Source organism: Aminobacter sp. P4_D5, from assembly GCF_056401815.1.
In genome coordinates, this window is the sequence record NZ_JBFUIP010000151.1 from 1 (window position 1) to 14,179 (window position 14,179).

The window sequence follows — 14,179 nt, forward strand, 5'->3', positions numbered from 1 at the left end:
CGTCGAGGCCGATATATTCTTCCATGGCTGTTCTCCGTTGATGCTGGGCCCGGCGTCCAGTCGAGAGCCCGTACCTCATCTTATCGGGGAACAGCCACCGTCCAAGAACATGATCGAATCCAGAGCGGCGGTGCTCCCGCGATTACCCCATGTGGATGGCTCCCGCTCCCGGCATCTGGGTGCCAGAATGGGTTTGCTGTCAGGCAACCCGAGCAAAGGAGCCATCCGTCATGCAGATTACCACCGTGGGCCTTGATCTGGCCAAGCGTGTTTTTCAAGTTCATGCCGTTGACGCGTCTGGAGTCGTTGTTGTGCGCAAGGCACTGCGGCGATCGCAAATTCTGCCGTTTTTCGCCAAGTTGCCGTCCTGTCTGATCGGCATGGAGGCGTGCGGGACATCGCATCATTGGGCTCGAGAGCTGACGAAGCTCGGCCATGAGGTTCGCATGATGCCGCCGGCATACGTGAAGCCCTATGTGAAGCGCGGCAAGAACGATGCGGTGGACGCTGAAGCGATTTGCGAAGCCGTGACACGCCCGACCATGCGTTTCGTGGCCATGAAGTCAGCCGAGCAGCAGGCGGCGCTGTCGCTTCACCGCACACGCGACCTCCTGGTCAAGCAGCGCACGCAACAGGTGAACATGATCCGTGGTCTCTTGGCTGAGTTTGGCATCGATATACCCGAAGGTTTGGAGCGTGCGCTTGGGCTGGCGCGCCAGATCGCCGCGAAGGAAGCGACACCAGACGTTCCGCCAATGGCAATGCAGATTCTCGGCCTCCTATGCGGGCAGGTCCTCGACACCCACGTCCGTTTGCAGGCGATCGACCGTTCGATCCTTGCCCTGCAAAGAACTGACGAGATTGCACGGCGTCTATCGACCATTCCCGGTATCGGCCCGGTCGGTGCAACAGCACTGGCGGCATCGGTCACCAATCCGGGACAGTTCCGCTCGGGTCGAGAGTTTGCTGCCTGGCTAGGGCACACACCCTCGCAAAACTCTAGCGGTGGTAAGGACCGGCTCGGCCGCATCACCAAGATGGGTGACCGGTATCTGAGAAAGCTCTTGGTGATTGGCGCGACCTCTCTGATCCGCCGAGCCAGGCATAAGCCCGAGGTGGCGGATCCGCGCCTTCTCGCGTTGCTTGCCCGGAAGCCAGCCCGCGTGGCGAGCGTAGCCATGGCCAACAAAATGGCCCGCGTCGTCTGGGCGGTCATGGCCCGCGGGGAGACCTATCAAGCTCGCCATGCCCCGATCCTTGCAGCGTAAATTGCCAAGATGATGAGACCTTGACGCAAAAAACAGTTCGAGCCGGTCGATCGGCTCCATGAAGTTGTAAGAGCGAAGCGATGTGATGGCGAAACCGGTCAGGCCGGAAACAGGGACAACCCGTCGAATGTCGGAGGCTTCATAGCCTGCAAAGCAGATTGGGACCTTGTTCGCCGACCCCATCAGGGCCAGCAGTCTCCAATGGCTGCATCAACAGGCCGGACAGAAGACTGCACCCGACCAACGCGCCAGAACACCGAAATACCTCTTGCAATGCGGGGGCCATCCACAGAAGACATTCGGATAGACTTCAGAAATGTTGTCATCTGGCCCCAGTGGACTTACAGTTTGCGGCTCGTATGAGGCGCCGTTGGCATTAGTAGTTGTGGTAGGAAAGATTATGCACATTCGGTCGACGATTATCGATGACTACGAGGCGCTTTGCGCCATCGATTCCGTTGCTGAGACGAGCCTGGAGCGCCGTGGTCAAATTCGCAGCTGGCTCGGATCGGCATGCTGTCATGTTGCTGAGACAAATGGCCGGGTAGCCGCTTACGGCGTGCTGACAAAGCACTTCTTTGGCCAGCCTTTTGTCGAGATGGTGATGGTGGGCCGAGAATTCCGTCGTCAGGGATTGGGCGCGTCGATCGTTAAGCATTTCCAATCGATTATCCCTGACCGGAAAATATTCAGCTCCACCAACATGTCCAACAGACCAATGCAGATGCTGTTTGCTAAGTTGGGCTTCAGGCCGAGTGGATACGTCGACAACCTTGATGAAGGTGATCCGGAGATCATTTTCTACCACGCCGCCGCTAGGGGGGAGTAGCACGGACTTCCGTTTTCTACCCCCCCCTTTGAGGACATTCCGTTTCGGGTCCGAAAGCTGACAGGCGGCTTTCGGGATGATACCCTCGATAAGCGGCCGTTGCTTTCACAAACCCGAATTGACGTTTCGCCCGGCTCTCGAAGACCTGGTCAAATGTGTCGCAAAAAGTGCGGTACTTGCACAGGCCCCGGCGCAGGTAGCTTCTCGCCGCCCGGCTCATTCAGGAAGGCCGGCCAGCCGCAGCGCCTCAACATACCTGGCGAAATAATCCGGCCTGATCTGCCCCACCCGGTGTCTAAGGTTGGTGAGGGTCAGTTCGGGATCGAGTTGCAACGACAGCGCGATGTGCTTACTCGCGGCATCCGACCGCCCAGCCATGGCGTTGCTGGCGGCTGCCACACGAAGACCGGTGAGATAATAGGGCTGCGCGCGGGACGCAGCCTCTGCCATTGGCCAGGCAGCGTCACCGCTATTGACGGCTTTTCCGGTATGGAAACAGCAGGATGGGCCAGGTCCGCCGGCATTTTTTGCCGCGGCACCTCGACCAACCCGGACGACGCCAGCGCATTTCTGTGCTCCCGCACTTCGAAGTGCTCTATCAGTGCCCGGGTCGCCTCTTCGGGCTCGACGCCCAACTCACGCTTCAATGCTTCCTTGCAGGTCAGAAACTGGCGGAAGGCTTCATTGGTCTTGTACCGATTGTGAAAGATACGGATCAGTGCCCGGTGGGCCTGTTCGGCGCATGGGTCGAGCCCCACGAGGCGTTCGGCCAGGCTTCCGCAGGCCCGTTCCTCGTGTTCACTTAGTACCGGCAACTGGCTCAGCCGCTCAACCAGATCCAGCGCCCGACGAGCGTAGTTCGCACGAAGCGGCACGAGCCAGTGCTCGATCTAGCCAGGGTACAAAGGGCCGTCCAGTAGCTCGCCGCGGTAGAGGTCCGCCGCTGCCGCAAGGTTGGCGGCGTCATTGCCCTGGATCTTCCGGTCGAAAATCCAGATATCAGCTTCATCGGCATTCGCAGTCAGCCAAATGGTGTCGGCATTGCCTTCTATGCTGACAGCCTCGTCGGCCGAGGCCGGAAACAATCGCCTGAGGTCGACCAGCGCTTGGCGCAGGCTGTTTTGCGCCTGCTGCGCGCCGCTGTCAGCCCAGAGCATCGCGGCCATCTTCTCTCGGCGTACGCCCTTGAGGCCAGCCAGAACCAGAGCAGCGAAGAGCAATGACGTCTTGCGCGTCGCGAAGTGCAGGAATTGTCCGCCTGAAAAAGCAACCCGATGCCACCAAGCAATCGGATACGCACTCGCGCCCCCGTGAAACAACCTCGGCTAGAATATCACTTCCAGCGTCCGATTTAACGACGAATTAGCGCTTCGGCCAGACGTGTTTCCTGCGGTTTCACGGATGGGTGAACACCAGCAAAGCGCACCGGTAGGAAATTGCCCTCGTAAGTTTGAACGAGGGAGAAAGAAAATGGCATACATCAGCCTCAGGACTTTCCAGCCGACGTTGCGCTTCACCGGTTCGCTCGCCCGGCATACCGTGCTTGCCTTTGCAGGGATTCGGTTCCGGCATCAGGCTTTTAGGCAACGGCGGGGACTTGCCGGGCTGTCGATGCTGGAGCTTAAGGATTTTGGCTATCCGGTAGATGAGGCTCCTGCGGATGTAGCGGCACGTAGCCGGAACCTCGAGCAATTCGGAACGTGAAGCCCAACAGCGCATAAGCACGGGTTCGCATCGCTGAGAAACTTTCACATAAATGCCACGGTCCAGCAAAAGCGATGAGCGTTTGGTTGGGTAGTGGGTCGGACCCAGATCGCCCGCTTAGCGCCAGGCAACGTGGGAGCGAACGCGGAGTGGAGTAATGTCGGGAAAGGGGTCGAAATCTGCCGGTCCGCTTTTGAAGCACACTTGGCTGAAGCGGACATTCGGCAACCGGCCCAGAGTAGGCATTATGGTTGCGAATGCCCCGGCTCGCGCCAGCACAGCAACAGCCCGTCGAGAGCATCCGTCGATCCGACGACCAGAAGGGCTTCCAGATCCCGCCCCGCCGCTGGGTCGATGAGTGGACCTTCGGCTCGATGACCCGATTGCGCCGCCTCGTGCACGACTACGAGCAGTGCATCGATGTCTCGCAGGCCATGATCCTTGTCGCAATGGGCGGTAATCTCATCCGCCGATACGCTCATCCGTGATTTTCAAAACGGATACTTAGTATTGCAATTGGATCCAGCCGCCCGATAGCCGTTCCGGCGAAGACGGCCTGGGACACGCAAGTCAATCGTGGTTCACGGCTGCCGGCGATACGGACATGCTAGCGTGGGTGGCGTTGGCATTTATTTGTCTCGCGCTCTATGGGATTTTGACGCTTTATGCCGTGTTCGACCGTTGGGCCGAGCACAGGTCGAAGGCCCCCCTTGCCAAGACACTCCCAACATTGTTGACGATTGCCCTGCTCTACGCGATCTTTCCGCTTGAGCATTGCCACGCTTTTCTTCCGTTAACCGCGGTCCTTCTAGCCCTCATGGCGGACTGGTCGCGCTTCCAGTTGCCGAGTATTCAAGAAGTCGTGCCTGAAGCCACTGCTTAGCCGGCGGCTGTCGCACCGGAACCGGCCAACGACGTTGCCGCCGTTGGCCCCGTCAAAACAGATGGGGCCCGGAATGGATCAGTTCCAGTTCGACCAGGCGAAGCAGCCAGCAAGGATGCTCGACGCCGTCGCGCGCGCATTCGCGGAGGTGATGGCCGAGCAGCACCTGCGTCGTACCGCTGGTCGTTCCCGCCCGCATCGCATCCACGGGCTTCCCGCTCATGCTGCTCCCTTTCACGCCATGTCGACAACCATTAGCGCACGGAACTCGGCGTTGCGCCAAATCGGCGGCGAAAACTACGATTGAAATAGGCTACGTCGCTAAAGCCCACAGCAAAGGCGATCTCGCTGACAAGCATTCGACCGCAACTGCGATCGGATAGCATTTGCAGCGCTCGCTGGAGTCGCAGCTCCAACACCCGCTCGGTAAAGCTGATGCCCGTTTCCATCAGTAAATCATGAACATAGCGCACGGAAACGCCAAGGGTGCCCGCCACGACCTGGGCCGAAATCAGATGATTGGTGAAATCGGCTTCTATCCTGCCCAAGATTGCCGCCAGGCGTGCCGCTCGCAGCCCTCGCAGCCCCGCCAGTTCTGCTGCATTCCCTTTTGCGCCTGTCGACAAGCCTACGAGATCGATTATGGTTTCTGCTGCATGGGCTATCAGGTCGTTCGACACCAGCGCTGGACCAGTTTCGAGAAACCGGCAATAGCGAACCAGAAGCCCCAGCGCCTCGTTGCCAGCGGCAATCGGGTTGGCCAGCAAGTCGTTAATGGTCCTGAACGGGGTGGCCAGCGCCTGATGCGGAATGACGAGGTTCATCCATGCATTGGCGTCACCGCCGGACATGGTGAGCGGCTCCGATGCCGACACCAGGGCCGCCGCGCCTAGCCCGATGGCATACTGCCGCCCGACCTGGGTGCCGCGCAGCTCCGATCGGGTCTTGTTGATCAGCAGCAGATAGCCATCACGACCATCCTTTGCGACATTGTTGGCCTGCCGGCTCGCGTGCTTGATCGTGCCCGCCATCTGGCCAATGACGAGCTGTCCGACCGCCACCGCCTCTATTTCCGCATGGAAGGGGGCGGCATCGGCGACGCGATAGTCGACTGACCAGATCTGATCGTTGTGGATTTCCTGCCAAAGGCTGAACTTGGCCTTCTCGCTGAGGTGGGGCGATAGGTCGTTGGACGAAAACGTAGCCTTTTCCGACATCTTCACTCCATCCCGACAAGATTCAACGGAAACAATATTGCATCCATCTTTTTTGCGCAACTATTCCATGGACTACAGTCGAGTGCTGTTGGCGACAATATTAGTGCTGTCCACGACAAGCGCTATCTACGTTCGGACGATGATCAACACTGTTCAAAATCGATTCGTGCGATACGCGATAATTCTAGTGCGCCGACGACCACGACGGCCGGCGAGCCGGGGCTAGGTTAGCGAGTACTGCGCGCAAATGAGGGCTTTGGTGTTAGACCTGTCGAAGGCGTTGGCGTTAGCTCTTATGGTTGAGATGGGCGGGAGCTGTTGCTGCGTCGGACGATACCGAGGCTCCGCCATTTGATATCTCCAACCTGAACGCTGCGGTTGCCGGCCACCCCGGCGTCAGCTCCCCAGGCCAACGACCATGGGCCTGCAGGCATGACATGGCGCCTGTCCGCCACATACGCGGCCCGGAGTTTTCTGCAGAAGTGCCCGATACCATCGAGATACGATCGATCTGGACCAGGCCTATCAAGCCGAGGGTTCGCCGAGAAGCCCCGCATATCAATCGGGCCTTTTTGCACGTCGTCACGGCACACTACTGATGGGACGCGGGCAGAAACGCTTGTTGCTGATCCTGATGCGATCGAGCGGCCGGAAAGGGAGGGGCGGCGCAGTTCTAAGCCCGCTATTGAGGTGGTCAGCCACTTTAACGACGCCGTGCGCCTTGCTCGATTGCACAAAATACGCAAAAGCCACGGTCACGAAATGCAATCCAGGTATGCCAACAATGCGAGGTAACTATTTCTCGTGTTGAACGCCGCCAAAACAAGCATGCGGCCTTTCACCATGTGCTGGCACCAGTTGTCAGGGCGCGAGTTCCGGTTTTCATCGGAACCCGCATTACTACCCGAGTAACCTCTTGGGGTCATGGAGGTGCGGTTGATCCTGTCAGATCCTCTTGCTCATATTGATGCCAGTGATGCGAAAGCCTCCCCGCTGATAGAGGTGATGCGCTCCCGCATTGTCAGCGGCGACACGCAGCCGGATTGTCTCAAAGCCTGCCGCGGATAGCGCGACTTCCAGAGTGGCAAGAGCGCTCTCTCCGTAACCTTTGCCTTGATACGCCGGCAGGATATGGAAGTCGTTGATGAACACAAAACGCGCGGCCTCGTCTGGGCGATACCAGAAATATCCAACGACGACGTCGCTTCCCAGTGCACTCTCTGTGATGGTCAGCAAAACCTGGCCTGCCGTGTCGGGTCCATCAGGTAGATCATCTGAAATTTCTCGCTTTGCCTGCGCAAGAGCGTCAGTGTCAGACAATCCATAATTGCTGGATATTTCCGCGGCATAGTCAGGGATGAAGTAGCTGAGATAGCCGTAGAACTCATCTGTTCGCATCGATCTCAGTGCTATCATTGCGCTCTCACGGTCTGGCTCAAAAATTGATGACTATCGGCCGATCTCCATCCGCACCAGTCCCCCATGGCCTCTTGGCTTTAGAATTGGGCCTTGATGCCGGTATTTGCGCTCGATTCGGCGCGAGGTGGTTGTTGCCCAAGAAATCGGATTGTCGGCACGCTGGCCGCGATCTCCTGCAGGGGACTGCGGTCTACGTTCTTTCGAGCGCATGTTGGAGAAGCTGCGCCTTACGAAGCAAACCAGATGCTGTCGGAGCGGCATTTTGGCGAACTGCGGATCAGCGAGATTGCCCTGAGATTCGGCTTCAACGACGTGGTGCATTCTAACCACTGCGGCCACCGCCGAATCGGCAACACGCCAAAGCGCGCGCGATAACCATTGGGCCTTCTGACTGGGCTGCGGACGCCTGAAGTTCTTCTGAACACCGCGTGCGCACCTCAAAAGACCCGACGTCAATTCTCGGCCTCCCGGCGATTCGCAAATCAGCGTGAGCAGGTGTGTTATTGAAGCATCCCGAATTGTTGCGGAGAGGACACAGCGCAGATAAATGCGCGCGACTGCCCTCCAGGACAATTCCAGTGCGCTCCAGTGAAAGACGCCCATGCCAAAGAATGCAACCCTAGCAGATGAACTGCAAATCTGTTGTCTTGGGTGGATTAATGACGTCGAAAATTCTGGAAAATACTCGATCGAAACACGAGCGATTTAGACGTTACCACATATCCTCCAGTTCCCTCGCGCTGACCCTGGCGATGGGTTCTGTCGCCATTGGCAGCGTTGTCGCACCTGCGGCAGCGGCAGAAACTGAATGGTCGGGCGCCGTGTCGCAAGACTGGTTTGACGGCAGCAACTGGAACAACGGCGCCCCCCCTACGGCGGCCGTCGATGCCGTCATCAATACGACGGCGCCCAATCCGGCAACGATCAATGCCAACGCGGTAGCAGCTGGCGTGTATATCGGGACGACGGTCGGCGCGCCCGGCGCGCTGGCGATCTCCGGTGGTGGCACATTGAGTAGCACCAACGCCATCGTCGGAAACGGGCTTGCCTCGGGGGTAACAATCGATGGGACGGGCTCGGCCTGGACCAACAGTACAACTCTGACCGTGGGCAGTTCCGGCATCGGCACGCTGATGATTTCCAATGGTGGCGTCGCCACCAACACTACCGGAACCCTTGGGAACGGTATCGGCTCAACCGGTTCCGCCACGGTCATCAACTTCAATTCGGCCTGGAACAACAGCTCCGACTTCTATGTCGGCAACTACGGCGAGGGGGTATTGCTGATTGCGAACGGCGGCGCGGTCAGCAATGACAGCGGCTACGTGGGCAAGGAGGCAGGTTCCAAAGGCATGGTTGCCGTGGATGGCGCCTTTTCGACCTGGACCAGCAGCAAAGACCTGGTCGTCGGCCTGAACGGCGCTGGTACGTTGACAGTTTCCAACGGCGGCACGGTCAGCAGCACCAATGGCACCATAGGCGGTAGCTCGGACGGAACGGGCACGGTGACGGTCACCGGCGCGGGTTCGACCTGGACCAACAGTACAAGCCTCGCTGTCGGCGACGCTGGTGTTGGAACGGTGAACATCCTGAACGGCGGAGCCGTCAGCAGTAACAACGGCTATGTAGGCGCGCAGGCGGGCTCCACCGGCACGGCAACCGTCACCGGCGTTGGCTCGACCTGGACCAACAGCGCAGATCTCACCGTCGGTCTTGGGGGCACAGGCGCGTTGGCCATTTCGAACGGCGGTGTGGTCAGCAACAGCAACGGAATTGTCGGCCGCGCCTCGGGCTCGACCGGCTCTGTGACGGTCACTGGCGTAGGGTCGAGCTGGACCAACAGCTTGGAGCTTCAAGTGGGTGGCGAAGGCACCGGCGCGTTGACCATTTCAAACGGTGGTGTGGTCAGCAGCAATTTCGGTTATGTCGGCCTCGATGCGGGCTCGACCGGCTCGGTGACGGTCACTGGCGTGGGCTCGACCTGGACAAGCGGCATGGCTCTCAATGTCGGCTATGACGGCACCGGCGCGCTGACGATTGCCGCGGGTGGAACGGTCACGGCGGATTCCGGCAAACTTGGCCTCTTTGCCGGGGGCACGGGTACGGTGATTGTCGACGGCGCCGGATCGACCCTCACCTATGCCAACGACTTCGTCCTTGGCTTCAGTGGCGGCACCGGTGTCCTGACGATTCAGAATGGCGGCAAGGTTGCCAACCAGGACGGCACGCTGGGCTCCCAGCCCGGCTCGATCGGCACGGCGCATGTCGCCGGGGCGGGGTCGACCTGGACCAATACCGGGAACCTCGTCGTCGGCCATCACGCCACTGGAACGCTCGTCATATCGAGTGGTGGCGTGGTGACCAGCGCCTCTGGCCAGGTGGGCCGGTTCGACGACGCTATTGGTACGGCGACCGTCGACGGCGCCGGCTCGACCTGGACGAACAGCGGTGACCTCACTGTCGGCGGCGGCGGCCCCGGCACGCTGACGATCGCCAATGACGGCGTGGTTTCGGTGGGAGGAGCGTTCGTCCTGGCCGGCGATGCGGGCTCCATCGGCACGCTCAACATCGGCTCGGCGGCCGGTTCTCCTGCCACCGGCGCGGGCACGCTGAACGCGGCTTCGGTCCAGTTCGGCAGCGGCACCGGCGCGATCAACTTCAACCACACAGCGACGAACTATGTCTTCGCCCCGGTCATCAACGGGCTCGGCACGATCAACCAGATCGCGGGCAACACGAACCTGACGGCGGATTCCAGCGGCTTCATCGGCGCGACCCATGTCAGCGGCGGCCGGCTGGCGGTGAACGGCTCGTTGGCCAACTCGGTGGCGACGGTCTCGGGCGGCGGCATGCTCGGCGGCAACGGCACCGTCGGCGGCATTCTTGCTCAGGCTGGCGGCATCGTCGCGCCGGGCAACTCGATCGGCACCTTGAATGTCGCCGGCAATGTCGCCTTCGCGGCGGGCTCGGCCTATCAGGTCGAGGTCAACGCGGCTGGACAATCGGACAAGATCGTCGCGAGCGGCACGGCGACGCTCAATGGCGGCGCGGTTGTTGTGCAAAACGCCAGCGGTTCTCATGTGCTGGGCAGCCACTACACCATCCTGACCGCGGCCGGCGGCGTCACCGGCGCCTTTGCCGGCGCCAGCGCAACGAGTGCGACCCCCTTCCTGTCCTTCGGGCTGACCTACGATCCCAGCAACGTCTATCTTGATGTCAGCCGCAGCAACGTCAGCTTCGCGTCAGTGGGGGGGACGCCGAACCAGATCGCCACGGGCGGCGGCGTCGATAGTCTCGGCATCGACGGCCCGTTGGTCGACGTGCTCGTGCAACTCGACCTCCCGCAGGCCCGTGCGGCCTTCGACCAGCTCTCCGGCGAGGTGCATGCGTCGGCCAAGGGCGTGATGATCGAGGATAGCCGGTTCCTGCGCGACGCGGTCAACAACCGCCTTCGCGCCGCCTTCGAGGGCGTTGCCTCGCCTTCGATGCCAGTAATTGCCTACGGGCCGGACGGGCCGGAACTGGCGGCGGACCCCGGCGCGCCCGCGGCGTGGGGCCAGGCCTTTGGGTCGTGGGGAACGATGGACGGTGACGGCAATGCCGCCACGATCAAGCGCGGGGTCGGCGGCTTCTTCACCGGCGGGGACGCACTCATTGCCGAGACCTGGCGCGTCGGTCTGGTCGGCGGCTACAGCCGCTCGACCTTCGATGTGGACGAGCGCGACGCGTCCGGCTCGAGCGACAACTATCATGTCGGCCTCTATGGCGGCACACAGCTCGGCAATCTCGCCTTGCGCTCCGGCCTCGCTTACTCATGGCACGATATCGCCATGAGCCGCTCCGTCGCTTTCTCCAGCTTTAACGACCTGTTGAAAGGCGACTACCGCGCAGGCACCACGCAGGCCTTCGGCGAGTTAGGCTATCGCATCAATGCCTGGCAGGCCTCGTTCGAGCCCTTCGCCAATCTCGCTTATGCCAGCCTCGCGACGCGCGGGTTCACAGAGACGGGCGGCGCGGCGGCCCTGACCACCCGGAGCAGTACTGACGGCGTCACCTTCACCACGCTGGGCCTGCGCGCCGCGACGGGCTTCACGGTTGGCAACGGCATGAACATGACGGCGCGCGGCATGCTCGGCTGGCAGCACGCCTTCGGCGACACAACCCCGGTGTCGACCATGGCCTTCTCCGGTGGCTCGCCCTTCAGCATCGGCGGCGTGCCGATCGCCAGGGACGCCGCCGTGGTCGATGTGGGTCTCGATCTCAACCTCACCCCCAACGCCACGCTCGGTCTCGCCTATGGCGGTCAGTTCGGCAACGGCGCCACCGACCAGATGGTGCGCGGCAATTTCAACGTCAAGTTCTGAGGCGGTCATGGATCAAGAGGTCATCATTCAAGTGCAGCAGAGTTTCAAACAGGTCGTGCCGATCGCCGACAAGGTCGGGCGGATATTCTACGCCCGGCTCTTCGAGACGCATCCTGAGGTGCGCCCCATGTTCGCGGAGGACATCCAACCTCAGGCTAAAAAGCTCGTGCAGATGCTGGCCTTGATCGTCAACAGCCTCCACAAGCTCGACACGATCTTGCCGGTGGTCGACGATCTCGCCCGCCGTCACAAGAGCTATGGAGTGGTCGATGCCCATTATCCCGTCGTGGGCGACACCTTGATCTGGACGCTGGAACAGGGATTAGGGGACGCTTTCACCCCACAAGTGAAGCGCGCGTGGGCTACGGCTTTCGATACCCTCTCCAGCGTGATGATCACGGCCGCCAAAGAACCTGTCGCTGCGCGATAATCTCCTTGGTCGCTGTATGGCACGGCAAGGGATGGCTCGCAGGCCGCGCGGCAAAACTGGCGGGGTTTCATGGACCTCCATGCTCAGCGCAACAACAAGGCCGCACAATGCGACTACATTCGAATTTCATAGGAGCTGCATTGGCGATAGCAACCATGGGCGTCGGCCTGGCCTTTTACGCAGTTCCTGGCGATGCGGCTGCGCCGGTTGGCGCGCAGCTCGCCAAAGGTATCCAGAAAGAGGCTCGCCGGCCGCGATCGCTAGAACTGGCGCAAGCAACGCTGCCCGCTTCGACGCTTCCAGGCGGAGCCTCTTCCTTGAACGAGACCTATCGGGATTGGCAGCTCGCCTGCGTGCAGCAGACCACAACCAAGCGCTGTGCGTTCTCGCAGAGCCAAGCCCAGCAAAATGGCCAACGGGTTTTGGCGATCGAACTCAGTGCGCCGACCGGAAACACTGTGACAGGCATAATCATCCTGCCCTTTGGCCTTGCCTTGGACAAAGGCATCACGCTGCAGATAGACGACCAGCCCGCCGGACAGGCTCTCCAGTTCCGGACGTGTTTGCAGGCCGGCTGCGTCGTGCCCCTGAGTTTCGATGCCCCGACCCTCACGACCCTGCGGGCCGGCGTTGCGCTCAAAGTCAAAGCCATCAGCGATGGCGGCCAAGCGACCCCGTTTTCCATCTCGCTTCAGGGCTTTGACGCGGCTCTCGACAGGGTTGCGGCACTCGCCAAGTAAGGCCGGACGCGCGCCGCTGCAGCATGGGTTAAGACAGACAGGCGCGATTTTTACGCACCAAGGCACGCTTGCAGAGATGGCACACGAACAATCGATGTGCATTATTCCTTCGGCAATCGCCGACGCCGCAACAGTCCGCGCTACCGCCTGCACGATGAACAGAAGATACTCGAGGTGAAAGCGGACGTTTCGATCTCCGGATTAAACGCGTGTCTCACAAGACGGCGCACGAATGTCGGCATCCCGTACATCGTCTCCTTGGTATGTTGTCCGGCCCATCGTTAGGTCCCGAAAGGGCGCGTCTGTGTTAGGCGAGTTCCTTCGGTGCCTCCAGGGCAGTCAGGTGCTCGGTCAAGGCAGTCGGCATGGCCGCGCCTCTAAAGCCGCGCCGCGGTCTCTTTTTCCAACTGCTTGATCGCATCGGAACCTGCAACAAAAGCCTTTTTGTCCGCATCCCATTTGTAGATCACGGTGACGGCGCGCGAAAAGGTCGGACCGGTTTGCACCTCGTCGCAGGCATCGTCGACCAGTTCCCGAGCATCAGTGACCGTCACCTTAATATCGCCGTAGGAACCGGGCGTTGCTGGCTGGCCTTCGACCGACAGGTCTTGCCACTGCTCGAGCCCGCACCCCCTTACGCCGTGGAGGAAGAAGGTGTCGATAAGTTCGAACTTGCCACCACGCATGTATATCAATGCGTCTATCGTATGGTTTTCGTTGGAATTGAAATGCTGGCTGGAAGTGACCATTGCCTGGCTCCCCTTGCCGATGCTGACCACGGCGGAAACATCGAAATCGGTAAGGCGCCCCATTCCGACATCGACGGCGTCGAGCAACACAGGTGGATTGGTATCTCTGAAGGCGGCCAGCAAAGCGGGCGCCTCTGCGAAGTCCTCCGGTCTGCCGATGTCAGCCATCAAAAGAATGATCGGCTTGCCCTCAGCCTGATAGGGTTGAGCCCGGATTAAGTCGATCGTGATCGTCTCGGGCATGTCCCAGTTATATTCTGGGCCGCGTATATGGCGGAGGGGCGCCATGTCCTGTCCGCTGACTAGGGTCTCATTGGCAACCAGATCTGGCACCAGTTGCACCAGTAGATCGAAATAAGTGACGCCGGGTTGGTTGGGCACAGCCGTGTTCACATCGGAAACTTCAAATGGTGGCGCCGCGGGCTCCATCGAAACGGCTACAACAGGGCAAATCCCCAGCACCAAAGCCAATGTCAGCACCTTCGACACGTTCAACAATAGCGTCCCCCCATTTGCGCGCAGGTATTTCCGCAATCGCTAGTTTAGCCATGCTTACGAACCCGTCTTGGCCGTGGT

Annotated in this window: 13 protein-coding genes and 2 pseudogenes; 8 read left to right on the forward strand and 7 right to left on the reverse strand. The window is 60.4% G+C overall.

Features of this window, described 5'->3' with window-relative positions; all coding sequences use genetic code 11:
- Positions 1–230: 230 nt before the first annotated feature.
- Both AC1DWF_RS24445 and AC1DWF_RS24450 read left to right on the forward strand, forming a co-directional pair.
- Positions 231–1,268, forward strand: a complete 1,038-nt coding sequence (locus AC1DWF_RS24445; RefSeq protein ID WP_476789662.1) for an IS110 family RNA-guided transposase — start codon at positions 231–233, stop codon at positions 1,266–1,268.
- A 400-nt stretch (positions 1,269–1,668) separates the two neighbouring features.
- On the forward strand, positions 1,669–2,097 hold the full coding sequence (locus AC1DWF_RS24450; protein WP_476785734.1) for an N-acetyltransferase family protein: 429 nt from the start codon (positions 1,669–1,671) through the stop codon (positions 2,095–2,097).
- A 216-nt stretch (positions 2,098–2,313) separates the two neighbouring features.
- Here the strand turns inward: AC1DWF_RS24450 and AC1DWF_RS24455 are convergent, their stop codons facing one another.
- The 3 genes and pseudogenes from AC1DWF_RS24455 to AC1DWF_RS24465 all read right to left on the reverse strand — a co-directional run bounded on the left by AC1DWF_RS24455 (position 2,314) and on the right by AC1DWF_RS24465 (position 3,317).
- The gene (locus AC1DWF_RS24455) at positions 2,314–2,547 is read right to left on the reverse strand and encodes a hypothetical protein (protein WP_476789663.1); all 234 of its coding nucleotides are present in this window, start codon (positions 2,545–2,547) and stop codon (positions 2,314–2,316) included.
- A 203-nt stretch (positions 2,548–2,750) separates the two neighbouring features.
- Positions 2,751–2,972: pseudogene (locus tag AC1DWF_RS24460) on the reverse strand (BTAD domain-containing putative transcriptional regulator); the annotation flags it as partial.
- 15 nt (positions 2,973–2,987) lie between these two features.
- The gene (locus tag AC1DWF_RS24465; RefSeq protein WP_476789660.1) at positions 2,988–3,317 is read right to left on the reverse strand and encodes an AfsR/SARP family transcriptional regulator; all 330 of its coding nucleotides are present in this window, start codon (positions 3,315–3,317) and stop codon (positions 2,988–2,990) included.
- A 250-nt stretch (positions 3,318–3,567) separates the two neighbouring features.
- Here AC1DWF_RS24465 and AC1DWF_RS24470 point away from each other — a divergent pair, with 250 nt between their 5' ends.
- From AC1DWF_RS24470 to AC1DWF_RS24480, 3 genes and pseudogenes are all read left to right on the forward strand, one after another.
- Entirely contained in the window at positions 3,568–3,801 is a 234-nt protein-coding gene (locus AC1DWF_RS24470) for a hypothetical protein (RefSeq protein WP_476785731.1), read from the forward strand.
- 290 nt (positions 3,802–4,091) lie between these two features.
- Positions 4,092–4,289: pseudogene (locus AC1DWF_RS24475) on the forward strand (IS5/IS1182 family transposase); the annotation flags it as partial.
- A 128-nt stretch (positions 4,290–4,417) separates the two neighbouring features.
- Complete coding sequence (locus AC1DWF_RS24480; RefSeq protein WP_476785730.1) at positions 4,418–4,684, forward strand: hypothetical protein; 267 nt, start codon at positions 4,418–4,420, stop codon at positions 4,682–4,684.
- Positions 4,685–4,736: 52 nt separating this feature from the next.
- Here the strand turns inward: AC1DWF_RS24480 and AC1DWF_RS24485 are convergent, their stop codons facing one another.
- The 3 genes from AC1DWF_RS24485 to AC1DWF_RS24495 all read right to left on the reverse strand — a co-directional run bounded on the left by AC1DWF_RS24485 (position 4,737) and on the right by AC1DWF_RS24495 (position 7,317).
- Positions 4,737–4,907 (reverse strand): hypothetical protein, encoded by a 171-nt coding sequence (locus tag AC1DWF_RS24485; protein WP_476789279.1) that lies wholly within the window; start codon positions 4,905–4,907, stop codon positions 4,737–4,739.
- Between the two features lie 31 nt (positions 4,908–4,938).
- Complete coding sequence (locus AC1DWF_RS24490; RefSeq protein WP_476789278.1) at positions 4,939–5,901, reverse strand: AraC family transcriptional regulator; 963 nt, start codon at positions 5,899–5,901, stop codon at positions 4,939–4,941.
- Positions 5,902–6,846: 945 nt separating this feature from the next.
- A complete protein-coding gene (locus AC1DWF_RS24495) occupies positions 6,847–7,317 on the reverse strand; it encodes a GNAT family N-acetyltransferase (RefSeq protein WP_476783668.1) in 471 nt (156 codons plus the stop codon).
- Between the two features lie 755 nt (positions 7,318–8,072).
- On the opposite strand from AC1DWF_RS24495, the gene AC1DWF_RS24500 reads away from it, so the two are divergent.
- The 3 genes from AC1DWF_RS24500 to AC1DWF_RS24510 all read left to right on the forward strand — a co-directional run bounded on the left by AC1DWF_RS24500 (position 8,073) and on the right by AC1DWF_RS24510 (position 12,854).
- Positions 8,073–11,684, forward strand: a complete 3,612-nt coding sequence (locus AC1DWF_RS24500; protein WP_476789277.1) for an autotransporter domain-containing protein — start codon at positions 8,073–8,075, stop codon at positions 11,682–11,684.
- A gap of 7 nt (positions 11,685–11,691) precedes the next feature.
- A complete protein-coding gene (locus AC1DWF_RS24505) occupies positions 11,692–12,114 on the forward strand; it encodes a globin family protein (RefSeq protein ID WP_476783666.1) in 423 nt (140 codons plus the stop codon).
- Positions 12,115–12,269: 155 nt separating this feature from the next.
- On the forward strand, positions 12,270–12,854 hold the full coding sequence (locus tag AC1DWF_RS24510; protein WP_476789276.1) for an invasion associated locus B family protein: 585 nt from the start codon (positions 12,270–12,272) through the stop codon (positions 12,852–12,854).
- A 377-nt stretch (positions 12,855–13,231) separates the two neighbouring features.
- On the opposite strand, the gene AC1DWF_RS24515 is transcribed toward AC1DWF_RS24510, so the two are convergent.
- Positions 13,232–14,098, reverse strand: a complete 867-nt coding sequence (locus AC1DWF_RS24515) for a hypothetical protein (protein WP_476789275.1) — start codon at positions 14,096–14,098, stop codon at positions 13,232–13,234.
- Positions 14,099–14,179 lie beyond the last annotated feature (81 nt).